The organism is Mesorhizobium sp. M1396 (assembly GCF_040317725.1).
Classification (GTDB): domain Bacteria; phylum Pseudomonadota; class Alphaproteobacteria; order Rhizobiales; family Rhizobiaceae; genus Mesorhizobium.
Genome location: NZ_JAMYLA010000025.1, coordinates 16,586 through 41,782 on the forward strand (window position 1 = coordinate 16,586; position 25,197 = coordinate 41,782).

At 64.6% G+C, this 25,197-nt stretch carries 30 protein-coding genes and 1 tRNA gene; 6 read left to right on the top strand and 25 right to left on the bottom strand.

The features are described 5' to 3' along the window. Nucleotides 1-30 precede the first annotated feature (30 nt). The 4 genes from NKH02_RS17640 to NKH02_RS17655 all read right to left on the bottom strand — a co-directional run bounded on the left by NKH02_RS17640 (nt 31) and on the right by NKH02_RS17655 (nt 3,926). The gene (locus tag NKH02_RS17640) at nt 31-2,073 is read right to left on the bottom strand and encodes a hydantoinase/oxoprolinase N-terminal domain-containing protein (RefSeq protein WP_352880327.1); all 2,043 of its coding nucleotides are present in this window, start codon (nt 2,071-2,073) and stop codon (nt 31-33) included. Nucleotides 2,074-2,284: 211 nt separating this feature from the next. Next, nucleotides 2,285-2,911, bottom strand: a complete 627-nt coding sequence (locus NKH02_RS17645; protein ID WP_352870295.1) for a CDGSH iron-sulfur domain-containing protein — start codon at nt 2,909-2,911, stop codon at nt 2,285-2,287. 165 nt (nt 2,912-3,076) lie between these two features. Then, on the bottom strand, nt 3,077-3,448 hold the full coding sequence (locus NKH02_RS17650) for a hypothetical protein (protein ID WP_352880329.1): 372 nt from the start codon (nt 3,446-3,448) through the stop codon (nt 3,077-3,079). 124 nt (nt 3,449-3,572) lie between these two features. Then, nucleotides 3,573-3,926, bottom strand: a complete 354-nt coding sequence (locus tag NKH02_RS17655; RefSeq protein ID WP_352870297.1) for a hypothetical protein — start codon at nt 3,924-3,926, stop codon at nt 3,573-3,575. A 163-nt stretch (nt 3,927-4,089) separates the two neighbouring features. On the opposite strand from NKH02_RS17655, the gene NKH02_RS17660 reads away from it, so the two are divergent. Both NKH02_RS17660 and NKH02_RS17665 read left to right on the top strand, forming a co-directional pair. Continuing rightward, on the top strand, nt 4,090-4,275 hold the full coding sequence (locus NKH02_RS17660) for a hypothetical protein (RefSeq protein WP_352880417.1): 186 nt from the start codon (nt 4,090-4,092) through the stop codon (nt 4,273-4,275). Nucleotides 4,276-4,348: 73 nt separating this feature from the next. Further along, the gene (locus NKH02_RS17665; protein WP_352880331.1) at nt 4,349-4,729 is read left to right on the top strand and encodes a YkvA family protein; all 381 of its coding nucleotides are present in this window, start codon (nt 4,349-4,351) and stop codon (nt 4,727-4,729) included. A gap of 69 nt (nt 4,730-4,798) precedes the next feature. On the opposite strand, the gene NKH02_RS17670 is transcribed toward NKH02_RS17665, so the two are convergent. Beyond that, nucleotides 4,799-5,341 (bottom strand): phosphatase PAP2 family protein, encoded by a 543-nt coding sequence (locus NKH02_RS17670; RefSeq protein ID WP_352870299.1) that lies wholly within the window; start codon nt 5,339-5,341, stop codon nt 4,799-4,801. A 37-nt stretch (nt 5,342-5,378) separates the two neighbouring features. On the opposite strand from NKH02_RS17670, the gene NKH02_RS17675 reads away from it, so the two are divergent. Further along, entirely contained in the window at nt 5,379-5,861 is a 483-nt protein-coding gene (locus NKH02_RS17675) for a DUF2127 domain-containing protein (RefSeq protein WP_352880333.1), read from the top strand. A gap of 34 nt (nt 5,862-5,895) precedes the next feature. Here the strand turns inward: NKH02_RS17675 and NKH02_RS17680 are convergent, their stop codons facing one another. The 11 genes from NKH02_RS17680 to NKH02_RS17730 all read right to left on the bottom strand — a co-directional run bounded on the left by NKH02_RS17680 (nt 5,896) and on the right by NKH02_RS17730 (nt 16,770). Beyond that, nucleotides 5,896-6,204 carry a UBP-type zinc finger domain-containing protein gene (locus NKH02_RS17680; protein ID WP_352880335.1) on the bottom strand — a complete coding sequence of 103 codons (309 nt, stop codon included), beginning with the start codon at nt 6,202-6,204 and terminating at the stop codon, nt 5,896-5,898. After that, nucleotides 6,201-7,880 (bottom strand): FAD-dependent oxidoreductase, encoded by a 1,680-nt coding sequence (locus tag NKH02_RS17685; protein WP_352880337.1) that lies wholly within the window; start codon nt 7,878-7,880, stop codon nt 6,201-6,203. Before NKH02_RS17685 ends, NKH02_RS17680 begins: the two co-directional genes overlap by 4 nt. A 149-nt stretch (nt 7,881-8,029) precedes the next feature. Beyond that, a tRNA-Leu gene (locus NKH02_RS17690) sits at nt 8,030-8,114 on the bottom strand. A gap of 85 nt (nt 8,115-8,199) precedes the next feature. Beyond that, nucleotides 8,200-8,820 carry a 2,3-bisphosphoglycerate-dependent phosphoglycerate mutase gene (locus tag NKH02_RS17695; RefSeq protein ID WP_023762619.1) on the bottom strand — a complete coding sequence of 207 codons (621 nt, stop codon included), beginning with the start codon at nt 8,818-8,820 and terminating at the stop codon, nt 8,200-8,202. Nucleotides 8,821-8,867: 47 nt separating this feature from the next. Next, nucleotides 8,868-9,710: a 4-hydroxy-tetrahydrodipicolinate reductase gene (dapB, locus tag NKH02_RS17700; protein ID WP_352880339.1), complete on the bottom strand. Its 843-nt coding sequence runs from the start codon at nt 9,708-9,710 to the stop codon at nt 8,868-8,870. After that, nucleotides 9,707-11,578: an ABC transporter ATP-binding protein gene (locus NKH02_RS17705; protein ID WP_352880341.1), complete on the bottom strand. Its 1,872-nt coding sequence runs from the start codon at nt 11,576-11,578 to the stop codon at nt 9,707-9,709. Before NKH02_RS17705 ends, dapB begins: the two co-directional genes overlap by 4 nt. 78 nt (nt 11,579-11,656) lie before the next feature. Next, entirely contained in the window at nt 11,657-12,697 is a 1,041-nt protein-coding gene (locus NKH02_RS17710; RefSeq protein ID WP_352880342.1) for a glucokinase, read from the bottom strand. Between the two features lie 195 nt (nt 12,698-12,892). Further along, on the bottom strand, nt 12,893-13,981 hold the full coding sequence (mepA, locus tag NKH02_RS17715; RefSeq protein ID WP_352880344.1) for a penicillin-insensitive murein endopeptidase: 1,089 nt from the start codon (nt 13,979-13,981) through the stop codon (nt 12,893-12,895). A gap of 65 nt (nt 13,982-14,046) precedes the next feature. Continuing rightward, nucleotides 14,047-14,946: an SDR family oxidoreductase gene (locus tag NKH02_RS17720; RefSeq protein ID WP_352880346.1), complete on the bottom strand. Its 900-nt coding sequence runs from the start codon at nt 14,944-14,946 to the stop codon at nt 14,047-14,049. Beyond that, nucleotides 14,943-16,097 (bottom strand): tRNA epoxyqueuosine(34) reductase QueG, encoded by a 1,155-nt coding sequence (gene queG, locus NKH02_RS17725; protein ID WP_352880348.1) that lies wholly within the window; start codon nt 16,095-16,097, stop codon nt 14,943-14,945. The genes NKH02_RS17720 and queG overlap by 4 nt, the downstream gene beginning before the upstream one ends. Then, complete coding sequence (locus NKH02_RS17730) at nt 16,078-16,770, bottom strand: glutathione S-transferase family protein (RefSeq protein ID WP_352880350.1); 693 nt, start codon at nt 16,768-16,770, stop codon at nt 16,078-16,080. The genes queG and NKH02_RS17730 overlap by 20 nt, the downstream gene beginning before the upstream one ends. A gap of 160 nt (nt 16,771-16,930) precedes the next feature. Here NKH02_RS17730 and NKH02_RS17735 point away from each other — a divergent pair, with 160 nt between their 5' ends. Then, entirely contained in the window at nt 16,931-17,737 is an 807-nt protein-coding gene (locus NKH02_RS17735) for an undecaprenyl-diphosphate phosphatase (protein WP_352870310.1), read from the top strand. Between the two features lie 8 nt (nt 17,738-17,745). On the opposite strand, the gene NKH02_RS17740 is transcribed toward NKH02_RS17735, so the two are convergent. Together NKH02_RS17740 and rsmI are read right to left on the bottom strand one after the other, a co-directional pair. After that, nucleotides 17,746-18,123, bottom strand: a complete 378-nt coding sequence (locus tag NKH02_RS17740) for a YraN family protein (RefSeq protein ID WP_352870311.1) — start codon at nt 18,121-18,123, stop codon at nt 17,746-17,748. After that, entirely contained in the window at nt 18,116-19,030 is a 915-nt protein-coding gene (rsmI, locus tag NKH02_RS17745) for a 16S rRNA (cytidine(1402)-2'-O)-methyltransferase (RefSeq protein WP_352870312.1), read from the bottom strand. The genes NKH02_RS17740 and rsmI overlap by 8 nt, the downstream gene beginning before the upstream one ends. A 149-nt stretch (nt 19,031-19,179) precedes the next feature. On the opposite strand from rsmI, the gene NKH02_RS17750 reads away from it, so the two are divergent. Beyond that, nucleotides 19,180-19,359 carry a hypothetical protein gene (locus NKH02_RS17750; protein WP_352880352.1) on the top strand — a complete coding sequence of 60 codons (180 nt, stop codon included), beginning with the start codon at nt 19,180-19,182 and terminating at the stop codon, nt 19,357-19,359. A gap of 73 nt (nt 19,360-19,432) precedes the next feature. On the opposite strand, the gene NKH02_RS17755 is transcribed toward NKH02_RS17750, so the two are convergent. The 7 genes from NKH02_RS17755 to rph all read right to left on the bottom strand — a co-directional run bounded on the left by NKH02_RS17755 (nt 19,433) and on the right by rph (nt 23,935). After that, the gene (locus NKH02_RS17755; protein ID WP_352880353.1) at nt 19,433-19,870 is read right to left on the bottom strand and encodes an EamA family transporter; all 438 of its coding nucleotides are present in this window, start codon (nt 19,868-19,870) and stop codon (nt 19,433-19,435) included. Next, nucleotides 19,870-20,349 carry a hypothetical protein gene (locus NKH02_RS17760; protein WP_352870315.1) on the bottom strand — a complete coding sequence of 160 codons (480 nt, stop codon included), beginning with the start codon at nt 20,347-20,349 and terminating at the stop codon, nt 19,870-19,872. The genes NKH02_RS17755 and NKH02_RS17760 overlap by 1 nt, the downstream gene beginning before the upstream one ends. Next, nucleotides 20,328-20,654 (bottom strand): hypothetical protein, encoded by a 327-nt coding sequence (locus NKH02_RS17765; RefSeq protein WP_352870316.1) that lies wholly within the window; start codon nt 20,652-20,654, stop codon nt 20,328-20,330. The genes NKH02_RS17760 and NKH02_RS17765 overlap by 22 nt, the downstream gene beginning before the upstream one ends. A gap of 163 nt (nt 20,655-20,817) precedes the next feature. Beyond that, a complete protein-coding gene (gene hemW / locus NKH02_RS17770; protein ID WP_352880355.1) occupies nt 20,818-21,981 on the bottom strand; it encodes a radical SAM family heme chaperone HemW in 1,164 nt (387 codons plus the stop codon). Next, the gene (rdgB, locus tag NKH02_RS17775; RefSeq protein WP_352880357.1) at nt 21,978-22,625 is read right to left on the bottom strand and encodes an RdgB/HAM1 family non-canonical purine NTP pyrophosphatase; all 648 of its coding nucleotides are present in this window, start codon (nt 22,623-22,625) and stop codon (nt 21,978-21,980) included. Before rdgB ends, hemW begins: the two co-directional genes overlap by 4 nt. Beyond that, entirely contained in the window at nt 22,625-23,035 is a 411-nt protein-coding gene (locus NKH02_RS17780; protein WP_352880359.1) for a VOC family protein, read from the bottom strand. The genes rdgB and NKH02_RS17780 overlap by 1 nt, the downstream gene beginning before the upstream one ends. A gap of 183 nt (nt 23,036-23,218) precedes the next feature. Then, complete coding sequence (rph, locus tag NKH02_RS17785; protein ID WP_023762602.1) at nt 23,219-23,935, bottom strand: ribonuclease PH; 717 nt, start codon at nt 23,933-23,935, stop codon at nt 23,219-23,221. A 179-nt stretch (nt 23,936-24,114) separates the two neighbouring features. Here rph and hrcA point away from each other — a divergent pair, with 179 nt between their 5' ends. Next, on the top strand, nt 24,115-25,197 hold the full coding sequence (gene hrcA / locus NKH02_RS17790) for a heat-inducible transcriptional repressor HrcA (protein WP_352880360.1): 1,083 nt from the start codon (nt 24,115-24,117) through the stop codon (nt 25,195-25,197).

Here is a 25,197-nt window from a genome sequence, read left to right on the forward strand (position 1 = left end):
ATCTCCCCCTCAAGGGGGGAGATTACGCGGTCACACCGCAATCCTTGGCCGCCCAGACGCCACCGCCACCACATGCGCCTCGATGAACATGCGCTGGGCTTCGACGGTCGAGACGCGGAATTCGGTTGCGACGTCGATTTCGGCGCTGTCGGTGCCGGCTTCCTTCGCGCGCTCCGCGACGATGGCGCGGACATCGGCCTCGGCCGCCGCGATCGCCGCCGCCTCGTCGAGGAAATCGCGCACGGTTTCACCCGAGGCGAGACGAAACAGCCCTTCCTTGGGCTGGCTGACCCGCGCCTCGGCCGACACCCTGACCTGACCGACGACGGCGCCGAGCGCATTGGCGACATCGGTATCTTCCGGCACCACGCACTCATTGCCGATCAAGGGCGGTAGCCCCGCATAGTGCAGCGGCGCCGAGGCGCCGAGGCCGATGACCGGGCGGTCGAGTGCGACGCTCAGGCGAGCGATGCCGGGATGCGCGTCGACGGCGCGCTGGACCAGCGCGTGCGCCACCGTCGACGCCCCGTCGAGGCCGTCCTCGGCAAAGGCGGTTTCGAGAATATATTCGGCCGACCAGCGCGTCAGCGTCACCAGCACGCGCTCCGAGATCGCTTCCGGCGAAGCGGCGATCGGCTGGCCACGGCCGTCGCGTTTGCGGGCGAACAGCTCGGCGCCGAGGCGAGCCGCGACCGGATCCCAGTTCGCCTGCTTGCCCAGCACATGGGCGGCATCCGACGGCGTGAAGCCGGCGATATGCACCAGCCCGCGCGACACCAGCCGGTTCAGCGTCGCGTTCTGCGCGTTCGAGGTCAAAAGCCTGTCGATGGCGACCGGCGTGGCACCGATCATCTCGTAGAGCCGGGCTTCGGCGCCGGTCAGTCCCGCGGCGAGCCGGTCCGGCACGCCGGTGCGCACCGCGAAGCGGCCGTCCATGCGGCCGGGATTGGGCGCCCGCAGCTGACGTTCGAGTTCCAATGTGACGGCATTGCCATGCGCCATGCCGGCCAGCGCCAGCGGCACCAGGCGGCGCGGTCCGAGCAGTATTTTTGGGTTGAGCGCGCCATCCTCCAGCGTCACTTCGGAATCGCCGCCGAGGCCGAAGGTGCGCATGGCGACGGCCTCGACCATGGTGCGGAAGCCGCCGACGGTGGCGCCTTCCGGATCGAGCCGCGGCCGGCCGCCGTCGAGCACGGCGACGTCGGTGGTGGTGCCGCCGATGTCGGACACCATGGCATTGTCGAGCCCGGTCATGTGGCGGGCGCCGACCAGGCTGGCGGCCGGGCCGGAGAGGATGGTCTCGATCGGCCGCTGGCGGGCGAACGCCGCCGAAACCAGCGCGCCGTCGCCACGCACCACCATCAGCGGTGCCGCGATGTTGCGCTGCTCGAGGAAGCCTTCGGTCGCCGCCACCAGCCGGTCGATCATCGAGATCAGCCTGGCGTTGAGCAGCGTGGTCAGCGCCCGGCGAGGGCCGCCGAGCTTGGCAGACAGTTCGTGGCTTGATGTGACCGGCAGGCCGGTCTTTTCGCGGATCAGCTCGCGGGCGGCGATCTCGTGCGCCGGATTGCGGGTGGCGAAATAGGCGCAGACGGCAAAGCCGGACACAGAGGCGCCGAGTTCCGGCAGCGCCATTTCCAGCCCGGACAGATTGAGCTTGGCGGCATTGCCGTGCACGTCGTGGCCGCCCGGGCAAAAAACCACCGGGTCGGTGCCGAGTGCGGCTTTCAGTCCGTCGCGGGCGAGGTCTCCCTCGGAAAAGCCGATCATCACCAGCGCGACGCGGCCGCCCTGGCCCTCGACCAATGCGTTGGTGGCTAGCGTCGTCGACATCGAAACCAGCTTGATGGCGGCGGGATCGGTGCCGGCCTTCAGCAGCACCGCGTCGACGGCGCCGGAAATTCCGACGGCCAGATCATGCCGTGTGGTCAGCGCCTTGGCCTTGGCCAGCACCTTGCCCTTGTTGGGCCCCTCTTGCTTGCCTTCCGTCTCGGACCACAGCACGGCATCGGTATAGGTGCCGCCGGTGTCGATCCCGAGGAACAGTGGCCTTGGCTTGGTCTTGGTGATCATCTTTTGCGGCGGTCCGGCTGGCGAATTTATGTGCCCCTGCCCTTAGCCGATACGGAGCGGGCAATAAAGCCGCGAGCGCTGGGCCACCAGGCGTGGTTGTTGTCGGGAACAAGCAAGGTCAGCGGGACAGCACCCCCCTCTGTCCGGCAGGACAGAGGGGGGTGTGAAGGATCGCCGCCCTGGCGGGTAAGCCAAAACGACTACCCGCTGGCTACCCGACAAACCCCACCTTCTTGTGCGTACCATCGCAAAACGGCTTGTTGGCGGAATGGCCACAGCGGCAGAGGAAGGTGCGTCGGGTACGATCGACCGTGTGGCCGGTGCCGGTGACGATCTCGACATTGCCTTCGAGCTTGAGCGGGCCGTTGGTGGTCGGCGTCACCGTCAGCGGGCCGTTCCTCGCCTCGAGCGCCGGCGTGTCCTTCAGCGGCGGTTCGCCGGTGGCGGCAAAACCTGATTTGTTGTGGCTGCCGTCGCAGAACGGCTTGTTTTCGGACGCGCCGCAGCGGCACAGCGTGGCGCGGTAAAACGTTTCGCCGTCGAGCACGATCTCGGCGTGCACGGCCAGCGGGCCGTTTTCCCGCAACCGAACGGTGTTGACCACCGGCGGCTGCTCCTGCGGCCCGCCATCCTTCCTGATGTAGGTGATGGCGCCCGAGGGGCAGCTTTCGGCGATGGCGACGATCTTCTCGACGCTTGCCGCCTCGGGATGAATCCACTGGCCCGGAGCGTTGGGCACGAAGACATGCGGATCGCCGAGCACACAGTTTCGCGAATGGATGCAGCGCCTGCCGGAAAACCCGACGTCGATCTTGTCGCCTTCGACCATACCGGCCATTGCCGTGCTCCTTCTGCCTGAAGCGCGTCGCGTCAACCGGCGCGGCGCGCTCTGGGTATTCGTGCAGGTTCTCTTTTGACGCAATTCCGGACGGAAAACCGCTCCACACTTTTCCTGGAATTGGTCTATGGCTCCGGCAGGACGACCGTCAAGCTGGCAAACCGGTCAGGGGACCAGATTGATCTCCTCGGTTTCGCCGCCGCTGCAGGTATAGCAGCAATCCTCGCATTTTTCCTTGTTGCCGGGGCCGACACCCCAATAGGTCCCCTCGTCGCCATCGACCCAGGCGCCGTAGCAGATCGATTCGCCGGCGTTGCAGGATATCGGCAGCTGCTTGGTCTCGCCGTCGTCGAGGTAGAAATCCTTGTCCTCACCCGGCCAGACATAGTCACGGTCCTGGCTGTAGAGCTCGACGCGCATGGCGTTGGGATGGCTGTTCTTGATGGCAAAGGTGACATCGTCGGCATGTGCCGCCGGCGCGAACACCATGACGAGAGAAAGCGCGACCAGCGTGCGGCGCGCATAGGTATAAAACATGGTAACCCCCTGAAGTAGCGGCCCATCCGGCCGCGGAGCAACCATCGCATGCCGCATTGAATCGCTAAAGGGATGATTGCAACAATTCCCGAACTGATTTTGGGGATATCGGCGTGCGTCTCCCCTATGGCACCAGGTCGATCGTCTCGGTCGAGTGCTCCACGCAGATAAAGCAGCAGGTGTCGCAGGGCTGGTCATTGTCCGGTCCGACGCCGGCGGAAATGCTGTCGTTGCCATCGACCCAGGCGCCGTAGCAGATGTGCTCGCCCTGATTGCACGACAGCGGCACGGATTTCTGCGAGCCGGGGTCGATCAGGAATACCTTGTCGTTGCCCGGCCAGACCGTTTCGCGTTCGCGGCTGAACAGCTCGACCGCAACCGCTTCCTTGCGCAGGTTCTTGATGAAGAAGGCCATGTCGGCGGCCTGCGCCGAGGTGGTGAAGACCAAAGCCGCAAGTGCTGTCGTACGAAAGAGCATCGCGGTCTCGATCTCCCGAATCATCCCGGCAGAATCGCATGCCTGCCCCGAACTAGGAAGGCGCGGGTCACCGAGAACTCCGCCTCAATTCCGCCCATTAACGAAGTCGTAAGGAGTTGCTTAACCGTTCGCGGCTATGTCCCGCTCCGGGGGGTCTGACAAAGTGAGCATGATGAGCAACAGCCCTGACAAGCGCAATGAATGGCGCGCGATTTTTTATGTGCAAGCCCGCGTTGCCATCCTGTTTGTCCCGGTCGTTGCCAGCCTGCTGATCATCGCGGCACTTGCCGGCAACGAACGCAAATCCGTTCCAGATATTGACCGGACCGTCACGGGCTCCGTACGATAAAACGGCCCGATAGCCGGCAGTGACCAGTTGATCGAGCTATCAGCGCATTGTCGTTTAGCGCTAAGGTCATCCAATGGCTGCGTCATTGAACCAGTGGGCGCGAACGATCAAGCGCGACGTGCATGCGCTCTACCTTGCCGCGCGTGATCCCCGAACGCCGTGGTACGCCAAGGCGCTTGCCGTGTGTGTCGCAGGTTACGCCTTGTCTCCAATCGACCTGATCCCCGATTTCATCCCGGTGATTGGCTACCTCGACGACGCGATCCTGGTCCCCTTGGGTATCCTTGCGGTCGTCAAGATGATACCGCCCGAGGTGATGGCGGAACACCGGGAGGCCGCCGCCCTTGCCGCTGACAGGCCGGTGAGCCGTATCGCGGCGGTGATCATCGCTTGCATCTGGGTCGCTTCGGCCGCGCTGGCGGGATGGCTGGGGTATCGATACTTCGCTGGCTGATTCTGAAGTCGCGTTCCGGTGCGGAACAGCTCGATTGCGTTCCCGAACGCGCCTTCGAGCAGCGCCGAGCTAAAGAATTTTGGTCACCAAATTGTCGAGCCGGGAGTTCTCGCGGAAAGCCAGTCGCACCACGATGGCACCCAGGACGCCAGTCATGGCCCCACCGATAACGTCGGTCAGGTAATGCGTCCCGATGTAGATTCTCGACCAGCAGATCAGGAATGCCATGATGAGAAGCGCAATCGTCCGGCGCGGGAGACCTTGCATCGCAAAAGCCGCAACAATCGTGACGGTGGCTGTCGCATGATCGGAAGGAAATGACCAGTCGGCGCTGGGCGCGATCAACAGATGCGTTACGCCAGCATCATAGGGCCGTATCCGATGGACGAACAGAAGAATGAACTGGTTGACCGCAAGACCGAGCAGGAACGCCAGACCGGCCGACACGGCCGTGTGACGAACATGGTAACGGTCAACCTTCGCCCACCATTGCAGGACCACAGCCACCACCATGAGGGGAACGCCGATTTGTGAGACGCCGATCATTGCTTTATCAAGAAAAGGGCTGATCCCGGCCTCGGCGTTTATCCAGTGCGTTAATGCTGCATCCATTTGGCGTCAGTTCCGTAGTTGATCGTGAGGTGGATTTTTGAAACCCGTCGATGAACACCGCATCCATCAGATTTTCGAAGTCAGCGTATGGCTCAAGGGCGCGCATGCCCTGATCGAATGCATCGGCGGGATCCTGCTTTATATTGTCACCACCGATGCCATTGCCTCCTGGGTCAATGCTTTCACCGCAGAGGAGTTGATCGAGGATCCGAACGATTTCATAGCTGGCTATCTGTCGCAGATGGCAAGCCATTTTTCGATCGCCAGCAAGGAGTTTTATGCCTTCTACCTGCTCAGCCACGGCCTGACAAAGCTGGCCTTGGTTGCCGGGCTCTTGAGAGGCAAGCTCTGGTCGTACCCGGCATCGCTCGCGGCATTGGGCTTATTCATGGTCTATCAAGTCTACCGCTACTCATACACCCATTCGGCCGGCCTGCTCGTCCTGACCGTCTTCGATGCGGTCGTCATGGTGCTGATCTGGCAAGAGTGGAAGGTCGTGCGACGACATAAGCCAGCGTGACAGCTGAACTACCGGCCACGTCCCTGGCGCTGCCTCAATAAAAGCGCGGGATTGGGCCGTTCTGTGGCGTGGTTCGATCGCCGAGGTCGAGAAAGACCTCGTCGACGTAGCACCATCCCCAGCCTTCCGGCGGGTCGTAGCCCTCGATGATCGGATGGCGTGTGGCGTGGAAATGCTTGGTGGCGTGGCGGTTGGGCGAGTCGTCGCAGCAGCCGACATGGCCGCAGGTGCGGCACAGCCGCAGATGCACCCATTCCGACCCGCTCTTCAGGCATTCCTCGCAGCCGAGCGCACTCGGCGTCACCTTCCTGATGTCGCGCGTATGTCTGCATTCATCCATCATGGTCTCCCTGCCGTTTGAGGTGCGTCGGCGTTGCCGCCCGCGAGATATGCATGCAATGCCGCGACCACCTGGGCGCCTTCGCCGACAGCCGCCGCGACGCGCTTGACCGAGCCGGAGCGGACGTCGCCGATGGCGAACACACCGCTGCGGCTTGTCTCCATCTGCGCCGATCCCAGCTCCGGTCCGGTGCGCACGAAACCCTTGGCGTCCAGCGCCACGTCGCAGTTCGCCAGCCAGTCGGTGTTCGGGTCGGCGCCGATGAACAGGAAGAGATGGCGGATCGGGCGCGTCGTTTCCGCGCCGCTGGCGCGGTTGCGCCAGCGCACAGTGGCAAGATTGCCCTCGTCGCCTTCCAAAGCCACGATTTCGGTCCCGGTCAGGACCTCGATGTTCGGTTGCGCCCTGATGCGCTCGACCAGATAGCGCGACATGCTGGCATCGAGGCTGCCGCCGCGCGCCAGCAGCGCCACTTTCCGCGTATGGCTGGCCAGATAGACAGCCGCCTGCCCAGCCGAATTGCCGGCGCCGACCAGCGCCACTTCCTGGCCCGCGCAAAGCCGGCCTTCGATGGGCGACGCCCAATAGTGCACGGACGTTCCCTCGAACCGCGCCAGATTGGCGACATCGAGGCGGCGATAGCGCGCGCCGCTGGCGATCACCACGCTGCGCGTGCGCACGGTCTCGCCGTCGCCGACGTCAAGCCTGTAGCGGGCGCCGTCAGTGGCTGCACTCAAAAGCTTCGCCTCGTCGGGGATCACCATTTCGACGCCGAATTTCTGCGCCTGGTTGTAGGCGCGCGCCATCAGCGCCATGCCCGAAATGCCCGTGGGGAAACCGAGATAGTTCTCGATGCGCGACGAGGCGCCCGCCTGTCCGCCGAAGGCACGGCAATCGAGCACGATGGTCGACAGCCCTTCGGACGCCGCATAGACCGCGGCCGCCAGCCCCGCCGGTCCGGCGCCGACAATGGCGACGTCGTATAATTTGTCGGCATCGATCGGCCGCAGCAGGCCGATGCAGCGGGCGAGGTCCTTTTCGCCGGGATTGAGCAGCAGCCTGCCGTTCGGGCACAGCACGATCGGCAGATGGTGAGGGTCGACCTCGAAGCGCTCGACCAGGGTTCTGGCGCAAGGATCGCTGTCGGAATCCAGCACGCGGTGCGGCTGGCCGCTGCGGGCCAGGAAGCCCTGCAGCCGCAAGACGTCGGCATTGGCGACAGGTCCGATGATGATCGGCCCACTGGTGGCGCTTTCCAAAAGCCCGACACGGCGCAGGATCAGCGCCCGCATGATGCGCTCACCGAGATTGGCCTCCTGCACCATCAGATCGCGCAGCCTCTGCGAGGGGATGACGAACGCCTCCACCGGTTCGGCGGCCTCGGCATTGACCAGCGACGGACGCGCCGAAAGCTGGGCCAGCTCGCCGACGAAACTGCCCGCACCATGCGTGACGATCGTCTCGCGCCGGCCGAGCCCACCATCCTGGGTGATGTCCACCTTACCGGAAAGGACCACGATCAGGCCGGGCGCCACATCGCCGGCTTTAACGATGGGTTCGCCGGCGGCATAGGTGCTGGCCTCGCCGAACCGGCGCATGCGATCGATGTCCGCCTCGGCCAGAGTGGGGAAGGCTTGATCGCGACGAGCGCCGAAGATCGGGTTGGTGGATTGCGACATGGCTTCGAGCGTATCGAAGCGGCCGCGGAGTTTGAAGCGGTTTGTTAGGGGACTGGCCGGAAGGGGAGGTTGGCGGCAAAGAAAAAGCCCGGACGAACCGGGCTTTTTCTCTGAGTTTCTGAACCGTCGAATGGTTCGAAACGGGAATTTGGTGCCCAGAAGAGGACTCGAACCTCCACTCCTTGCGGAACACGGACCTGAACCGTGCGCGTCTACCAATTCCGCCATCTGGGCTGGTGCGGGCTCATGTAAGCGGGCAAGCGATGTGTGTCAACGCGCTTTTTTCAAAGCCGTTTGCTGCTTGCCGGCTCAAGGACTGTCAGCCCTCCAGCACTTCCTTCGAAGCCACGGTCGAATCGGCGTTGAGCTGGTAGATGACCGGCACGCCGGTGCCGAGTTCCAGCTTGACGATCTCCTCGCCCGACTTGCCGTCCAGCGCCATGATCAGCGCGCGCAGCGAGTTGCCGTGCGCGGCGACCAGCACGGTGCCGCCGCGCAGCACATGCGGCTGCAGATCGTGCAGGTAGTAGGGCCAGACGCGGGCGCCGGTGTCCTTCAGGCTTTCGCCGGCGGGCGGCGCCACGTCATAGGAACGGCGCCAGACATGCACCTGCTCCTCGCCCCATTTCTTGCGGGCGTCGTCCTTGTTGAGGCCGGAAAGATCGCCATAGTCGCGTTCGTTCAGGGCCTGGTCGCGGATGGTTTTCAGATCGCTCTGGCCGACGGCGTCGAGAACGTGCTGGCAGGTCTTCTGCGCCCGGATCAGCGCCGAGGTGAAGGCGATGTCGAACTTCAGGCCGCGCGCCTTGAGTTTCTGGCCGGCGGCCTTGGCCTCGGCGTGGCCCTGCTCGGTCAGGTCGACATCGCGCCAGCCGGTGAACAGGTTCTTCAGATTCCATTCGCTCTGGCCGTGGCGCACGAGCACGAGGGTTCTCGACATGTTTGCTCCTTCGGGTTGGCAGATCGGCAAGTTGGCGGATTGGCCGCTCAGCTGAGGCCGAGCACGTCCCGCATCGAATACAGTCCCGGTTTGCGGCCGCGCGCCCACAGGGCGGCCTTGATGGCGCCGCGGGCGAAGATGGCGCGGTCCTCGGCATGGTGAGCCAGCGTGATGCGCTCGCCGGTGCCGGCCAGCAGCACGCTGTGATCGCCGACCACCGAGCCGCCGCGCAGCGTGGCAAAGCCGATCGAGCCCGTCTTGCGCACGCCGGTATGGCCGTCGCGGACGCGCACATCATTGCCGGCCAACGCGATGCCACGCCCGGCGGCAGCGGCCTCGCCGAGCAGAAGTGCGGTGCCCGACGGCGCGTCGACCTTGTGCTTGTGGTGCATTTCGAGGATCTCGATGTCGAAATCGTCTGCATCGAGCGCGCGCGCCGCCTGTTCGACCAGCACCGCCAGAAGATTGACGCCAAGGCTCATATTGCCCGACTTGACGATCGTCGCATGACGCGCCGCCGCGGTGATCTTGGCGTTGTCGTCGGCCGTGCATCCGGTTGTGCCGATGACATGGACGATATGCGCCTGCGCCGCGTAGCCGGCGAACTCGACTGATGAGGCCGGGGTGGTGAAATCGAGCACGCCATCGGCCTTGGCGAAGACCGGCAGCGGGTCATCGCCGATCGCCACATCGATGCGGCCGACGCCGGCGAGTTCGCCTGCGTCCTTGCCCAGATGGGGCGAACCCGCACGCTCGACCGCGCCGATGACGCGAGCACCCGGGATGGTGTGGATGGCACGGATCAGCGTCTGGCCCATGCGGCCGGCGGCGCCGACCACCACCAGGCCCATATCGCTTGCGATCCTGTCGGTTGCGGGCGTCTCGCTCATGTCGTGCTCCCGGCGATGCTTTGCGTCTGGATGTTGCGAATTGGGCCTTGGGCCGAAGTCTGGATCGGAGCGCTGTCGTCGACAAGCCCCAGGCCCTTGACGCCCTGGATGCGGTGGAAACGCGCATAGACGCTGTGCGGATCGGCCATCAGCGAGGCATGCGTGCCCTCTTCGACCAGCCGGCCCTGTTCCATGACGATGATGTGGTCGGCGTTGACCACCGTCGACAGCCGGTGCGCGATGACGATGGTGGTGCGGCCTTCCATGACCTTTGTGAGCGCCTGCTGGACGCGGGCCTCGGCCTCGTTGTCGAGCGCCGATGTCGCCTCGTCGAGCAACAGGATCGGCGCCTGCCGCACGATGGCGCGCGCAATCGACACGCGCTGGCGCTGGCCGCCCGACAGCGTCACGCCGTTTTCGCCGACCGGCGTGTCATAGCCCTGCGGCTGCTGGCGGATGAAATCGTCGGCCGCGGCCTGCCTTGCGGCCTGCTCGATCTCGGCATCGGTGGCGCTCAGCCGGCCGTAGCGGATGTTGTCGCGGATGGTGCCTTCGAACAGATAGGGCTGCTGCGAGACATAGGCGATGGAGCCGCGCAGCGACTGCTTTGTGACCTTCGAGATGTCCTGGCCGTCGATCTCGATTCTGCCCGCGTCGACGTCATAGAAGCGCTGCAGCAGCGCCACCAATGTCGTCTTGCCGGCGCCCGAGGCGCCGACGATGGCCGTCACCTTGCCGGCGGCGGCGACGAAGCTCAGATCGTGCAGGACCGGCGCCTCCTCGACATAGCGGAAGGAGACCTTGTCGAAGCGCACTTCGCCAGAGGTGAATTTCGCCTCGGCGGCGCCAGCAGCGTCACTTTGCTGCGGCTCGATGTCGAGAAGCTCATAGATCATGCGCGCATTGACCAGCGCGCGTTCCATGCCGACCTGCATGCGCGCCAGCCGGCGGGCCGGATCATAGGCGAGCGTCAGCGCCGTGATGAAAGAAAACACCGCGCCCGGCGGCTGGCCGAGGACGGTGGCCCGATAACCGGAATAGGCGATGACGCTGGCGAAAGCGATGCCGGCCAGCAGCTCGGAAACCGGCGTCAGCCGCTCGGAGACGCGGGCGATCTTGTTCGAGCGCTGTTCCGCATCCTCGGCAAGCTTGCTGATCCTGCGCGACAGCTCGTCTTCCATGGTGAAGGCCTTGACGATGGCGATGCCTTGCGTGGCCTCCTGCATGGCGCCGATCAGCCGCGAGTTGATCTGCACCGATTCGCGCGTGATGCGGCGCACCCGGCGCATCAGGTAGGTGACGGTCCAGATCAGCGGCGGCCCGATCAGCAGCGAGCTCAGCGAAAGTATCGGATCCTGGTAGATCATGACGCCGACCAGGCCGATCAGCGAGACGGCGTCGCGCGCCGTCGAGGTCACCGTCATCGACAACAGGTCGCGAATGCCGTTGACGTTCTCGTTGACCTGCGCGGCCAGCCGCCCGGACCTTGTGTCGTTGAAGAAGGAGACGCCGAGCTTCATCAGATGGTTGAAGATGCGCTGCTGGTAGCGCGCCACCAGATTGTTGCCGATCCTGGCCATCGTCACCGCCTGGCCGTAGCCGGCAAGGCCGCGCAGGATGAAAGCGCCGAGCAGTGCCGCGCAGATCCATGGGATCAGGTCGCCGCGCCGTTCATAGAATATCTGGTTCACGACAGGGCTCATGATCCAGGCTGCAAGCGCCGTCGTCGCCGACACGGTCAGCAGGCAGAGGATCGTGAAGATGTACGCGCCTCGATATTCGCGGCCGTTTTCCTGGAGGATGCGGCGGATGACCGCCACGATCTCGCCCGCACGGGGTTTCGACAGGTTGGGGGGCTGAAATGTCAAATCGGAGCGCTTCGTAGGTTTCCGCTTCCCGCGGCCGGGCAATTCGGCACCCCTCTTAACGCCAAGGAGCCGGCTTGCCTATGCCTTGGGATGACTAACTTCGTCGCGCCAGCGCCGGCCCTCTGTCTGGACGCCGAACAGCGAGGGGTTCCTGGCGTAGGCGGCAAGGCCCAGGAGTGCGGCCAGCGGGTGGGTGATGACATAGACCGGCATGGTCCGCATCAGCGCGCTGTGCGGCGCCTTGTCCTCGAAGGCGGCGCGGAAATTGCCGGCTTTCAGCGCCGGCACGATCTTTTGCGCGATGCCGCCGGTGAGGAACACGCCGCCACGGCTCATGAACACCAGAGCGAGGTCGCCGGCGGTGCGCCCGAGGCAGGTGACGAAGGTCTCCAGCGCTTCCTCCGCGACCGCATCGGCTTTCGCCAGTGCGGCGGCGGTGACCTCGGCCGGCGTGGTGAAGGGCGACGGCTTGCCATCCGCCTTGGCCACCGCCCGGTAGACGTTGACCAGACCGCGCCCGCACAGGATCTGCTCGCCCGAAATGCGACCCTCGAGCTTCTCGATATGCGGGAAAACCTCGAAATCGCGGGCCGAGCGCGGGCCGATGTCCATATGGCCGCCCTCGCCGGGCACTGGAATCCAGTGGCGCAGCGCATGGACCAGCCCGGCGACGCCGAGCCCGGTTCCCGGACCGAGCACGACGCGGCCGGCATTGGGCTCCGGCGTGCCGCCGCCGATCTTTTCCATGTGCTCCTCGCCGAGCGCGACGACGGCCAGCGCCTGCGCTTCGAAATCGTTGAGCACGACGATGTCGCTCAGGCCGAGGCTGGCGAACATTTTTCTCGGCTTGACGATCCACGGGCAGTTGGTGAGCTCGATCTCGTCGCCGTCGACCGGGCCGGCCACAGCCAGCACCGCCGAATTGGGACGCACCGACGAGCGGTCGAGCACGGCCGCCTGGATCGCCTCGTCGATGGTGTTGTAATTGGCGGTCTGGACGATGGTCGGCTCGCCGGCCTCGGAATTGGCGTCGAGCACGATCGAAAAGCGCGCATTGGTCCCGCCAATGTCGCCGATCAGGATCGGAAACCGCAACAAAGTATCGTCGTCACCTGCCATGCTTTTGTCCGTCTCGTTCCTGGCAGCCTCTCACCGCCTCGTCGTTGACTAGCGCATGACCTTGCAAAGGGAAAGCCGCTTCGGCGTCGGGCCAGGGCTTACCCGTCCAGCGTTGGCGCTGCCCCTCACCTGCCTGCCAGCTTCGGCAAACAATTTGTCTCCAGCACAAGTTGGAGCTCGAGCGCGCCCTGACGGTCAGTTTCCAGGCGGCCGTGGCCGCGGCAGCGGGATGCCGATCTCGGGGGTCGCGGTGAAGGCGTTCAGCGAGCTTGGTAATCCGGCCGCGGCCGGGGTGGCGGGCAGCGACGGCGCTTCGGGTTCGGACGTGGCCACCGCAACCGGCACGGCGCCGCCATGGTAGGTCGCGGCCTCGGCGGAGGCCGGCCCCGGCGCGTCGAGCACGGCGCGGCATTCCTGGGGCAGGTTTGCCATCGTCATCAGGTCGCGTGCCTTCGGCGCATCCGGGTTCTTGTTGGGGCGCCATGGCTCCTCGGTAAACCACCAGGCCAGCGGCTTGCCGCAGCCATCATCGTCCGGCGTCGCTTCCTGCGCCTTGCAGCCGGGCGAACCCGGCTGGCAGCCGAGGCGCATGTGGAAATGATAGTCGTGACCCCAGAACGGCCTGATCTTGCGCAGCCATGAGCGGTCGCCCTTGACGGTGTCGCAGAGCTTTTTCTTGATGCCCGGGTTGACCAGGATGCGCTCGACTTGGCTGTAGCTCGCCGCCCGCTTCAGAAGCCTTGTATGCGCGGGCGTCCACAGCGCGTCCTTCACCAGATGGGTCTTCTCGTCGACCATCAAGGTGGCGCTCATCGATTCGCGCTGCGCCATCGACAGCGGATGGCTGGGCATCGGCGTCAGCCAGATGTCGGCGTCGAGCCCTATCTGGTGCGAGGCATGCCCGGTCATCATCGGGCCGCCGCGCGGCTGCGAAATGTCGCCGATCAGCAAGCCGGGCCAACCATCGACCGCTGCGTCGCGCGACAATTTCTCGATCACCGCGATCATCGCCGGATGGCCCCAGCGGCGGTTGCGTGACGGCCGCATCAGCTCCCAGGTAGGACCGTACATGGGAATGGCGACGCCGCCGGCGAAGCAGCCCTTGGAATAGAAGCCGATCGACTGCGCGGCGGCCGCCGCCGGCAGCTTCTTGGCGCCGAACAGGTCTTTTGCCCGTTCCTCGGCCGCTGCCGGCTGCGACGCGAGCCCGAGCACTGCAAACAGGCCGAGCGCGGCTGCCAGCAGTGGTTTTTTGCTTAGAAATGGCCGCATCGCTGTTTTCATGAAACCGGTTTCCCACCGCAATCCCGAGGTCGAATCATAGCACGCCGCGCCCGCGGCTTCGACCGTTAGCGCTTCATCGGGCTGCGCGGCTCGCCGTCACGCCAGTCGCCGCTTGCCCACATGTGGTCGAAGGCGGCGCGGTAGTCCGGAAAGCGAAAGCGATAGCCCGCCGCCTTGATCGCCGTGTTGGCGACACGCTTGTTCTCGCCATAGAAGGACCGCGCCATGGGCGAAAGTTGGGCGTCGTCGAAGGGAATTTCGGGCGGCGGTGTGACACCCATCAGCGAAGCGGCATAGGCCACGACATCCTGCGGCGGCGCCGGCAGATCATCGGTGACGTTGAAGATGCCGCCTGTGTTTCCTTCGATCAGCTGCCAAAGCGCACCGGCAATGTCGTCGCAATGGATGCGGTTGAACACCTGGTCCGGCTTGACCAGCCGCCTTGCGGTGCCGTTTTCCAGATTGACCAGGGCGTTGCGGCCCGGCCCGTAAATACCGGACAGGCGCAGGATCGCCACCGGCCGGCCGATGTCCTTGCCCAGTTGCAGCCAGTCCTGTTCGGCGGCGACCCGCATCACCGAGCGCTTCGACACCGGCCGGCATTCGGCGTTTTCATCGACCCATGCGCCGTCGTAGTTGCCGTAGACGCCGACGGTCGAGAGATAGCCGATCCATTCGAGCGCCGGCATTTGAGCGATTGCCTCTCGCGCGGCATTCAGAACGGAATCGCCGGTCTCTTCCGGGGCGACCGAGATCACCAGATGCGTTGTTTTTTCCAGCGCATCCGCGACTTCGTCGGTCAGCACACCATCGAACAGCAGCGGTGCGATGCCGGCCTGGCGCAGCGCCTCGAACTTTTCCGGCGACCGCGTCGTACCGAATATGTTGGCGGCCCCCTTGTTGGCGCGGGCAAAGGCCTTGCCGGAATAGCCGGCGCCGAAGATGAAGACCTGTTTCTCGCTCATACATGCGTCCTGGTTGGCCGCGCCAGACGCCATTCGTCGCGCACGGCTGCATCGGTCTCGGTTTTCAGGCTGATAGCTGCCCGTTCTGAGTATTCGGCATCGGGCACCAACCGCGCCAGCGCCCATATTGCCGCGCCCCGCACCAGCGGCGACGGATCGCCGAGCAAGGTACGCACCGTGCCGGCAAGTGCCGCATCACCGGAATTGCCGGCGGCGATCAGCACGTTGCGGACGAAACGATCGCGGCCGATGCGTTTTATCGGTGAACCGGAGAAGAAGACGCGGAACGCCGCGTCATCCAATCGCAACAGGTCGGCGAGCGGTGGCTCGCGCAATTCGTCGCGCGCGGCAAGCTTGGCCTCCGAGGCCGCCCGGGCGAACTTGTTCCACGGGCAGGCGGCCAGGCAATCATCGCAGCCATAGATGCGGTTGCCGATCTTCTCGCGGAATTCATGCGGGATCGGGCCTTTGTTCTCGATGGTGAGATAGGAGATGCAGCGCCGCGCATCGAGCCGGTAGGGCGCCGGGAACGCATCGGTCGGGCACACGTCGAGGCAGGCGCGGCAGGAGCCGCAATGATCGATCTCCGCCCGGTCGGGCACCAGTTCGGCGGTGGTGAAGATGGTGCCGAGGAACAGCCAGGAGCCGTATTCGCGGCTGACCAGGTTGGTGTGCTTGCCTTGCCAGCCAAGCCCGGCGGCCTCGGCCAGCGGTTTTTCCATCACCGGTGCGGTGTCGACGAACACCTTCACGTCGCCGCCGGCACGGGCCACGATCTTGCCGGCGATTTCCTTCAGCCGGCCCTTCATCACGTCGTGATAGTCGCGGTTCTGCGCATAGACCGAGATCGCGCCGCGGTCGCGCTTGGCCAGCACGCCGCGCGGATCATGGTCGGGACCGTAATTCATCGCCAGCACGATGATCGAGCGCACCTGCGGCCACAGTGCCGTCGGTTCGCCACGGCGTTGCAGCGTCTCGGCGATCCAGTCCATCGAGCCGTGAAAGCCGTCGGCGACGAATTCGGCCAGCCGCGCCGGCGCCAGCGGGATCGCATCGGGGGTGGTGACGGCGACGGCATCGAAGCCGGCGCGACGCGCCTCCGCGTCGATCAGCGCGCGCAGTTTCGCGGCGTCAGAAGTCGAGGTCCGCATAATGTGACACCGGCGACAGGCCGCGCACCCGGTCGGTCAAAAGCGGCCTGAAGGAGGGCCGTGACTTGACCCGCGTGTACCATTCGCGCGCCGCAGGGTGCTCGCGCCAGTCGATCTCGCCGAGGTAATCGAGCACCGACAGCGTCGCGGCGGCGGCCAGATCGGCATAGGTGACCCTTGGGCCGGCCAGCCAATGGCGGGTGCCGGCCAGCCAGTTGGTGTATTTCATGTGCTGGCGGATGTTGGCGCGCGCGGCCCGGATCGCGCCCGAATCGGGCGAGCCGCCGCCCGCGGTCTCCGGCATCACCGGCTTCAGCACCCGTTCGCGCACCAGATGGCGGGTGACTTCGCTTTCGGCCTTGTTGAGGTACCAGTCGATCAGCCGGCGTATTTCGGCGCGTTGCATCGGATCCTCGGCGAACAGCCGCTTTTCGCGCTTCAAGACGCCGCGTGTTTCATCGAGATATTCCGAGATCACCGTCGCGCCGACGATCGGCACGTCGCCTTCGGCCAGCAGGATCGGCAGTGTCCCGGCCGGGTTCAGCGCCAGGAACTCCTTGCGCCGTGTCCACGGCTTTTCCTCGATCAGGGCCAGCTCCTCGCCATATTCGCCGAAAGCGAGGCGGACGAAGCGACAGGTGGCGAACATGGGATGGTGGAAAAGCGTCAGCATGGTTCCGCGATGATAAAGCGCACTGGCGAATCGCAGGGCGCACCGGTAAGTCTTGGCCGCCCGGTTAGCGGGCCGTCAGGGTGTTGCGACCTATAGGGGGACTTGCACGCCATGACAAGCAAGCCGTTCTGTCAGCCGTCACGCCAATTCCGAGGTAGCCATGGAAAGCCAGCCAATCGTCGAAGCCCTGCTGCTCGGCCTGCTGGAGGGGCTGACTGAGTTCATCCCCGTCTCATCCACCGGCCATATCCTGCTCGCCGGCCATTTCCTTGGCTTCCACTCGACCGGCAAGGCCTTCGAGATCCTGATCCAGCTCGGCGCCATCCTGGCGATCCTCAGCGTCTATTTCCGCCGGCTGTGGCAAATGCTGGTCGACCTGCCGCGTGACCGGCTGACACGTCATTTCGCCATCGGCATCCTGATCGCTTTCCTGCCGGCGGCGATCATCGGCGCACTGGCGCATGATTTCATCAAGACGGTGCTGTTCGAATCGCCACGGATGATCTGTATCATGCTGATCATCGGCGGCTTCGTGCTGCTGGCGGTGGACCGCATGAACCTCAAGCCGGTCTATCGCGACGTCGAGCGATTCCCGACCCGGCTTTACCTACAGATCGGGCTTTTCCAGTGCCTGTCGCTCGTTCCCGGCACGTCACGCTCGGGTTCGACAATCGTCGGCGCGCTGCTGCTGGGCGTCGACAAGCGGGCGGCGGCGGAGTTCTCCTTCTTCCTCGCCATCCCGACGATGGTCGGCGCCTTCGCCTTCGACCTGTTCAAGAACCGCAACGTGCTGAGCAGCGCCGACCTGCCAATCATCGCCGTCGGCTTCGTCGCCGCCTTCGTCACCGCGCTGATCGTCGTGCGCTTCCTGCTCGATTACGTCTCTCGCAACGGATACTCGCTGTTCGGCTGGTGGCGGCTGGTGGTGGGTGGTGTGGGGTTGGTTGGCTTGATGATCTGGGGGTGAGCTTACCCTCAACTCCGCCCATAAAACGCATTCTCGACATGCACCGGCCAGCGCCAGGGCAGCACCGCGACCATGTCGAAGCGCATCGACAGTCGGCCGTAGTCCGTCTGGCGCGACAGCCAGATATCGGCGGCACCCTCGATGCGGCGCTCCGATTCATGGCCGATCGCCTCCATGGCTTCCATCAGCGTGCGGCGGGCCTTGACCTCGACGAACAGCACGAGATCGCCGCGCCGCGCGATCAGGTCGATCTCGCCGAAGCGCGTGCGATGGCGGCGCGCGAGGATCCGGTAGCCCTTCAGCATCAGCGCCGCCGCCGCCAGCCATTCGCCGCGATGGCCGCGCCGATAGGCTTTTTGGCGGCTTGCGCTCGGCCGCTCAGCCAACGTCGCTTTCTCCAGCGGCATCCCTGAGCTCAAGCAGCCGCCGATAGAGCGCCTGTTTCTGGCCGCCTGTCATTTTCGCGGCTTCCGCCGCCGCCTTGGAGGCCGGCATCTCGGCGGCGAGCGACAGCAACAGCCGGTCGATATCGGCCGGTTCGTCGGCCTTGGCCTCGGCCGGACCGACGCAGACGACGATCTCGCCCTTGGGCGTATCGGCCGCCGCATAGTGGTCGGCCAGCGCCTGCAGGGTGCCGGTGCGCATCTCCTCGAAGGTCTTGGTCAATTCACGGCCGATCGCGGCCTTGCGCTCGCCGCCGAGCGCTTCGACCATGGCGCCGAGGGATTCTGCCAGCCGGCGCGGCGATTCGAAGAAGATCAGCGTCGCCGGCACTGCCTTCAGTGCCCCCAGCCGCGTCAGCCGCTGCCCTGATTTGACCGGCAAAAAACCGGCGAACAGGAAGGCGTCCGACGGCAGGCCGGATGCCGTCAACGCCGCGAGCGGCGCCGACGGGCCGGGGATGGGCACGACGCGAATGCCGTGGTCGAGCGCCTCGCCGACCAGCCGGTAGCCCGGATCGGACACCAGCGGCGTGCCCGCGTCGGAAATCAGCGCCACGCTCTGTCCTGCCTGGAGCGCCGCGATCAGCTTCGGCCCGGCCTCGCCGGCATTGTGCTCGTGATAGGCCGTGGTGCGGCGGCGAATGGCGTAGCGGTCGAGCAGCACGCGCGACACCCGCGTGTCCTCGCAGGCGACGATGTCGGCGGCGGCCAGCGTCTCCAGCGCGCGCAGCGTGATGTCGGCGAGATTGCCGATCGGCGTTGCCACCAGATAGAGCGCCGGCTCGAGCGGCCGCGCCGCGATCTCGGTCTGACCGACCACATAGCTGCGCTTGCCCGTCTCGCCGGTCACTGATGCCTTCTCCATTCAGCCCTGTTTGGCACGGCCGGCGCCGGCTTGCAAAAGCTGACGTCGATGTAAGGAACTCGCCATTCCTTTGCCACAGTAGGGAACGAAACCGGCTACGGCAGATTTACCCCCTGATTCCCGAGGAGGACAGGATGGATAGCCTGAAGATACAGGACGCTTTCGAACCCTATCATGCCGACCGCGACCGCGTGGCCGTACGCAAGGACAAGCGCCTGACCGCCAAGACCGACGCCAGCCTGGCCAAGCAGGCCCGCTTGCCCACGAACGTCAGGCTTTCCGACACCAAGCCCGACAGCACGACGGAGCACTGACCGGACGATGCCCAATCGCTTCGACATTTTCATCACCCGTCTTGAAACGAAAAACGCCCGCAACGGCGAGCCGCTATCCCCGATAGGCGACCAGCACCGCGCCCGCCGCGATAAGGGCGACGCCAAGCCAGTTCGCACCGGAGAGTCGCTCGCCGAGAAAGGCCGCGCCAAACACCGCCACAAGCACGACGCTTAGCTTGTCGATCGGCGCCACCTGCGCCGCATTGCCGATCTTCAGGGCACGGAAGTAGCAAAGCCACGAGGCGCCGGTCGCCAGGCCGGACAGGCCGAGGAAAGCCCAAGTCTTTCCCGAGATCGTCGCCGGCGACTGGAATTGGCCGCTGGCCAGCAGGATCGCACCGAGCACGATCAGGATGATGACCGTGCGGATGAAGGTGGCGAAATCGGAATTGATGTCTTCGATGCCGACCTTGGCGAAGATCGCCGTGAGCGCTGCGAACGCAGCCGACAGCAGAGCCCAGAATTGCCAGGAGGAAACGGTCAGGTTCATTAGGCAGCGAGAGCCCTAGCTTTCTTCAATGCCGTTCCGTCCGGCTTAGGTGCCTCCCTTGAGGCCTTAACGCCCGGAGCAATCTTGTAAATTACTCCTTCATCCACCTCAACACCGTCAAATGTGCTATTTGCGAATCGCATTAGATTACTCGCCACGGTAAAAGAATTCGATCTCCCGCCAGTAAGAATTGACAACAAAGATGCCTTATTTATGAAGTGGTTCGTGGTATTAGCCACCGTCACTTCGTCAAGAGAAATAGGTGAGTTAATTGCTAGCAGGATACGGTCGATAAATCTGTTTACGGTCGTCGGCCCGTGCGTTTCTACGTCGGGCGACGCGATATAGAGTTCCCATTTCGAGGAGTCGTGAAGCCGTAGCCACATAGCCGCTGCTATGGGCAGTCCCGCAGCCTCCAGCGCTTTGACCGCCGTCAACCCGGCTTCAATGTCGGATTCTACCAGTGTCGTCTTATCCATGCCAACACACCTGTTTTGCCACGGGTCACCGCCGTGACCATGTTAGTCGCTTCTGCTGAAGTCCAAAACTTATATCGCGAATCGACATCCCAAGCCTTCACTGTGTTCCAGTAAGCTCGAAAAGCGGCACTTGCTTGCTCCTCTGCTGCCAAAGCGGCGGCCAATTGCCCCAATTTCACCAACTCACCCAACTTGTGGCCGTTGTTATAGATCTGGTTCACAAAGTTTTTATCAGGCAGATCGTTGGCCCGAAATGCGGAAGCAATTTTCGCTTTCAGGGCGCATTCAACGGCAATTCCTGACATGTAGTATGCCGCGTCGTGTTCACTGCTGTTTAGAAGCACTCGCGCAGTTCGCGCAAATATCCTAGATTTTAGTCGCCATTCGTCCCTTGTCATTCCACACCCCCCAATGCGGAACGATACTGGAGATTCTCGTTGAAGGAAACTTGCGTTAACGGCAGATGATCTATCGCGCCAGGTCCGCCACCACGGCGTCGAGCACAATCATGCCGGCCGGCGTGGCGCGCAGCCGCGCATTGCCGATCGGCGCCACCAGCCCCTCGCCCTGCAGCATCGATAGCCGCGCGCTCGACAGGCCGCGTCCGGAGAACGCTTCGTAGCGGGAGAGGTCGATGCCCTCGGCCAGCCGCAGGCCCATCAGCAGGAACTCGTCGGCCTCTTCCGAACGCGTCAGGATCTCGCCGCCGGTGACGCCATGGCCCTTGGCTTCGACCAGATTGGCCCAGGTTTCCGGCATCCGTTCGGCGATCGTCACCGTGCGGCGGCCGTTCTCGACGAAGCGACCATGCGCGCCGGGGCCGACGCCGACATATTCGCCATAGCGCCAGTAGGTCAGGTTGTGCCGGCTTTCGGCGCCCGGCCTGGCGTGGTTGGAAATCTCGTAGGCCGGCAGGCCGTGCGCCGATGTGATGTCCTGCGTCAGCGCATAAAGGTCGGCGGCGTGGTCATTGTCGGGGATGATGAATTTCTTCGCCGCATGCAGCGCGTGAAACGGCGTGCCTTCCTCGATGGTCAGCTGGTAGAGCGACAGATGATCGGCGGCGTGGCCGATCGCCTGTTCGAGTTCCGATGCCCAAGCCTCCAGCGTCTGGCCGGGTCGCGCATAGATCAGGTCGAAGGACAATCTGGGAAAGATCTCTCGGGCCAAACCGATCGCATGCAGCGCTTCCTCGACATTGTGCAGCCGGCCGAGGAAGCGCAAATCCTTGTCGTTCAGCGCCTGCACCCCGAGCGAGACACGATTGACGCCCGCCGCCCGGTAGCCGCGAAAACGTTCGGCCTCGACCGAGGACGGATTGGCCTCAAGCGTCACCTCGATGCCGTCAGGAACGGTCCAGTTCCTAGCCACGGCGTCCAGAACCCTGGCCACCGTTTCCGGCTTCATCAGCGACGGCGTGCCGCCGCCGAGAAAAATGCTGGTCACCTCGCGCGGCCCGGTGCGTTCGTGCATCGTCGCAAGCTCGGCCTCGAAGGCGCTGGCAAAACGATCCTGGTCGACCGGCTGATGGCGGACATGGCTGTTGAAATCGCAATAGGGGCATTTGGCCGCGCAGAACGGCCAATGGATATAGACGCCGAAGCCGGGCGCCCGGTCGAGCAGCATGCTCATGTCGAGCCCAATCTCGCCTTGGCGAATTTCTGGAAAGCGCGGGCGCGGTGCGACAGCGCCGTCGGCTGGCCGGGCTTCCAGCCGTGTTTTTCCTCGGCGCTCATCTCGCCGAAGGTTTTTTCGAAGCCATCGGGCAAAAACACCGGGTCGTAACCGAAACCGAGGTCACCGCGCGGCGGCCAGACCAGCGTGCCTTCGGCCTCGCCGCGATAATATTCGGCCTCGCCGTCGGGGAACGCCAGGCAGATGACGGCGACAAAGCGGCCCTTGCGCTGTTCGGCCGAGGCGGCGCCGACTTCCTGCAGCGCCACTTCGGTGCGCTGCATGGCCATGCGGAAATCGCGCGAGCCGTCAGGGGTCTCGGCCCAATTGGCGGTGTAGACGCCGGGCGCGCCGTCGAGCGCGTCGACGCACAGGCCGGAATCGTCCGACAGCGCCGGCAGGCCGGTCGCCTTCGCGGCGGCCAGCGCCTTGATGTAGGCATTCTCTTCGAAGGTGGTGCCGGTTTCGTCAGGCTCCGTCAGGCCATACTCCTTGGCCGACTTCGCTTCGAAGCCGAACGGCCCCATCAAATCGGCGAATTCGCGCAGCTTGCCTTCATTGTGGCTGGCGACGACGATCTTCTTTCCATCGAGAGAATGCATCAAAGGCCCCAGATTCGTGGCTCGGCGAATTCGATCGAATTGCCCGAGGGGTCGCGTATATAGATCGAACGACCGCCCTGCGGCCACTCAAATTCGCTTTCAATGGCGATCTTCTTTGCCTCGAGACGCGCTTTCCAGCGCACGATTTCCTCGGCGGTCGCCGCAAAGCAGAGATGGCCTTCGCCAACCGTGCCGTGCGGCGGCACCGGCAGCCTAGCGTCGGGCGCCGGCGGGATTTTGGTTGCCTCGGCGTTGAAGATGAGCAGGACGCCGGATCCGCAGCGGAAGAACAGGTGCCTGCCGTCGACCTTGCCGAGCACGGAGAGGCCGAGAACGCCGGTGTAGAAGGTTTCGGCGGCGGCAAGGTCGGTGACGTAGAGGGCGGATTCCAGGATAGCAGAGGGCGTCACGAGGCACCCCCCTCTGCCCTGCCGGGCATCTCCCCCGCAAGGGGGGAGATTGGAAGCATCAGCGCCGGCTCATGACTTGCAAAGTTGGTGATTGGCGAAACCCGCAACCACAGCCGATCTCCCCCCTTGCGGGGGAGATGGCCGGCAGGCCAGAGGGGGGTGCCTTGGCTCGGCATTCGAAACCTAAGCCACTGCCATCTGCTGCAAACTGACCAGGCGCTGGATGCCCTTCTTGGCCAAGCCCATCAATTCCGCGAACTGCCCTTCGGAAAAAGGCTCGCCTTCGGCGGTTCCCTGGATCTCGACGATGCCACCCTTGCCGGTCATGACGAAATTGGCGTCGGTGCCGGCCGACGAGTCCTCGATATAGTCGAGGTCGATGACCGGCTGGCCGTCATGGATGCCACAGGAGATCGCCGCGACATGGTCCTTCAGCACCTTGGCGACGCTGGCCATCTGGCGGGCTTCCATCCAACGCAGGCAGTCATACAGCGCCACCCAGCCGCCGGTGATCGAGGCGGTGCGGGTGCCGCCATCGGCCTGGATGACGTCGCAGTCGACGGTGATCTGCTGCTCGCCCAGCGCCTGCAGATCGACCACGGCACGCAAGGAGCGGCCGATGAGCCGCTGGATCTCCAGCGTGCGGCCGCCCTGCTTGCCGGCGGAAGCCTCGCGGCGCATGCGCTCGCCGGTCGAGCGCGGCAGCATGCCATATTCCGCCGTCACCCAGCCCTTGCCGGAATTGCGCATCCAGCCCGGCACCTTCTCTTCGAGGCTGGCCGTGCACAGGACATGCGTGTCGCCGAACTTCACCAGGCACGAGCCTTCGGCATGCTTGGAGACGCCGCGCTCGAAGGAGATGGCACGCATTTCGTCGAATTGACGTTTGGAAGGGCGCATTCAGACTGCTTTCTTGTCATTTTCGGAATCTTGGCCGGCTTGTAACCGCATGGGACGCACGGCGCAAAGGAAAATGGCCCGACGATCCGACACAGACACCGGGTGATCTGACGCGCACACACCGGGTTGCGCGGGCCGTAGCGAAGTCTATATCCTTGGGTCGGAGGTTTTTGGCCGCAATGACCAAGCCAGTCGACCCGAGTTCGCAGTCGCCCGCGCTTCAATCTTTGGATATGCGCTCGCGCGACATCTTCCGGCGCATCGTCGATTCCTATCTCAAGGACGGCGAACCCGTGGGATCACGCAGCCTGTCGCGCATCCTGCCGTCCTCGCTGTCGCCGGCCACCATCCGCAACGTGATGAGCGACCTCGAGCATCTCGGTCTGATCTACGCGCCGCACATCTCGGCCGGCCGGTTGCCGACGCAGGCCGGCCTGCGTTTCTTCGTCGACGCCTTCATGGAGCTTGGCGATCTCTCCGACGAGGAGCGCCGCGCCATCGAGGCGCAGGTGCGGGCATCCGGCTCGGGCGCGACGCTGGAACACATGCTGACCGAGGCCAGCCAGATGCTGTCGGGCATGTCGCGCGGCGCCGGCTTGGTGCTTGCCGCCAAGAACGAGGTGGCGCTGAAGCACATCGAATTCATCCAGCTCGAGCCGACCAAGGCGCTGGCGGTGCTGGTGTCGCAGAATGGCGATGTCGAAAACCGCGTCGTCGAGCTGCCCGCCGGCATCACCGTCTCGCAGCTGCACGAGGCCTCGAACTTCCTCAACGCCCATATCCGCGGCCGCACGCTGGCCGAGGCGCGGATCGAGATCGCCCGCATCAAGGAAGAGACCAGGGCCGCCCTCGACACGCTGTCGCAAGACCTGGTCGAAAAGGGGCTGGCGGTGTGGGCCGGCGCCGACAGCGGCCTGCCGGCACGGCTGATCGTGCGCGGCCGCGCCAATCTGCTCGAAAACGTCACCGCCCAGGCCGATATCGAACTGTTGCGGCACCTGTTCGAGGACATGGAGACGCAGGACGGGCTGATCCAGCTGCTCGACCTCGCCGAGGAAGGATCGGGCGTGCGCATCTTCATCGGCTCGGAAAACAAACTGTTCTCACTGTCCGGCTCATCGCTGGTGGTCGCGCCCTATCGAGACAAGGACGCCCGAGTCGTCGGCGCGCTCGGCGTCATCGGCCCGACCCGGCTCAACTATGCCCGCATCGTGCCGATGGTCGACTATACCGCACAGCTGATTTCCCGCATGCTGCGTTAG

What these genes read in the sequence shown, in the direction of transcription:
- NKH02_RS17640 (WP_352880327.1), bottom strand. Translation starts at nt 2,073, where the DNA reads ATGATCACCAAGACCAAGCCAAGGCCACTGTTCCTCGGGATCGACACC.
- NKH02_RS17645 (WP_352870295.1), bottom strand. Translation starts at nt 2,911, where the DNA reads ATGGCCGGTATGGTCGAAGGCGACAAGATCGACGTCGGGTTTTCCGGC.
- NKH02_RS17650 (WP_352880329.1), bottom strand. Translation starts at nt 3,448, where the DNA reads ATGTTTTATACCTATGCGCGCCGCACGCTGGTCGCGCTTTCTCTCGTC.
- NKH02_RS17655 (WP_352870297.1), bottom strand. Translation starts at nt 3,926, where the DNA reads ATGCTCTTTCGTACGACAGCACTTGCGGCTTTGGTCTTCACCACCTCG.
- NKH02_RS17665 (WP_352880331.1), top strand. Translation starts at nt 4,349, where the DNA reads ATGGCTGCGTCATTGAACCAGTGGGCGCGAACGATCAAGCGCGACGTG.
- NKH02_RS17670 (WP_352870299.1), bottom strand. Translation starts at nt 5,341, where the DNA reads ATGGATGCAGCATTAACGCACTGGATAAACGCCGAGGCCGGGATCAGC.
- NKH02_RS17680 (WP_352880335.1), bottom strand. Translation starts at nt 6,204, where the DNA reads ATGATGGATGAATGCAGACATACGCGCGACATCAGGAAGGTGACGCCG.
- NKH02_RS17685 (WP_352880337.1), bottom strand. Translation starts at nt 7,880, where the DNA reads ATGTCGCAATCCACCAACCCGATCTTCGGCGCTCGTCGCGATCAAGCC.
- NKH02_RS17695 (WP_023762619.1), bottom strand. Translation starts at nt 8,820, where the DNA reads ATGTCGAGAACCCTCGTGCTCGTGCGCCACGGCCAGAGCGAATGGAAT.
- dapB (WP_352880339.1), bottom strand. Translation starts at nt 9,710, where the DNA reads ATGAGCGAGACGCCCGCAACCGACAGGATCGCAAGCGATATGGGCCTG.
- NKH02_RS17710 (WP_352880342.1), bottom strand. Translation starts at nt 12,697, where the DNA reads ATGGCAGGTGACGACGATACTTTGTTGCGGTTTCCGATCCTGATCGGC.
- mepA (WP_352880344.1), bottom strand. Translation starts at nt 13,981, where the DNA reads ATGAAAACAGCGATGCGGCCATTTCTAAGCAAAAAACCACTGCTGGCA.
- NKH02_RS17720 (WP_352880346.1), bottom strand. Translation starts at nt 14,946, where the DNA reads ATGAGCGAGAAACAGGTCTTCATCTTCGGCGCCGGCTATTCCGGCAAG.
- queG (WP_352880348.1), bottom strand. Translation starts at nt 16,097, where the DNA reads ATGCGGACCTCGACTTCTGACGCCGCGAAACTGCGCGCGCTGATCGAC.
- NKH02_RS17730 (WP_352880350.1), bottom strand. Translation starts at nt 16,770, where the DNA reads ATGCTGACGCTTTTCCACCATCCCATGTTCGCCACCTGTCGCTTCGTC.
- NKH02_RS17735 (WP_352870310.1), top strand. Translation starts at nt 16,931, where the DNA reads ATGGAAAGCCAGCCAATCGTCGAAGCCCTGCTGCTCGGCCTGCTGGAG.
- NKH02_RS17750 (WP_352880352.1), top strand. Translation starts at nt 19,180, where the DNA reads ATGGATAGCCTGAAGATACAGGACGCTTTCGAACCCTATCATGCCGAC.
- NKH02_RS17755 (WP_352880353.1), bottom strand. Translation starts at nt 19,870, where the DNA reads ATGAACCTGACCGTTTCCTCCTGGCAATTCTGGGCTCTGCTGTCGGCT.
- NKH02_RS17760 (WP_352870315.1), bottom strand. Translation starts at nt 20,349, where the DNA reads ATGGATAAGACGACACTGGTAGAATCCGACATTGAAGCCGGGTTGACG.
- NKH02_RS17765 (WP_352870316.1), bottom strand. Translation starts at nt 20,654, where the DNA reads ATGTCAGGAATTGCCGTTGAATGCGCCCTGAAAGCGAAAATTGCTTCC.
- hemW (WP_352880355.1), bottom strand. Translation starts at nt 21,981, where the DNA reads ATGAGCATGCTGCTCGACCGGGCGCCCGGCTTCGGCGTCTATATCCAT.
- rdgB (WP_352880357.1), bottom strand. Translation starts at nt 22,625, where the DNA reads ATGCATTCTCTCGATGGAAAGAAGATCGTCGTCGCCAGCCACAATGAA.
- rph (WP_023762602.1), bottom strand. Translation starts at nt 23,935, where the DNA reads ATGCGCCCTTCCAAACGTCAATTCGACGAAATGCGTGCCATCTCCTTC.
- hrcA (WP_352880360.1), top strand. Translation starts at nt 24,115, where the DNA reads ATGACCAAGCCAGTCGACCCGAGTTCGCAGTCGCCCGCGCTTCAATCT.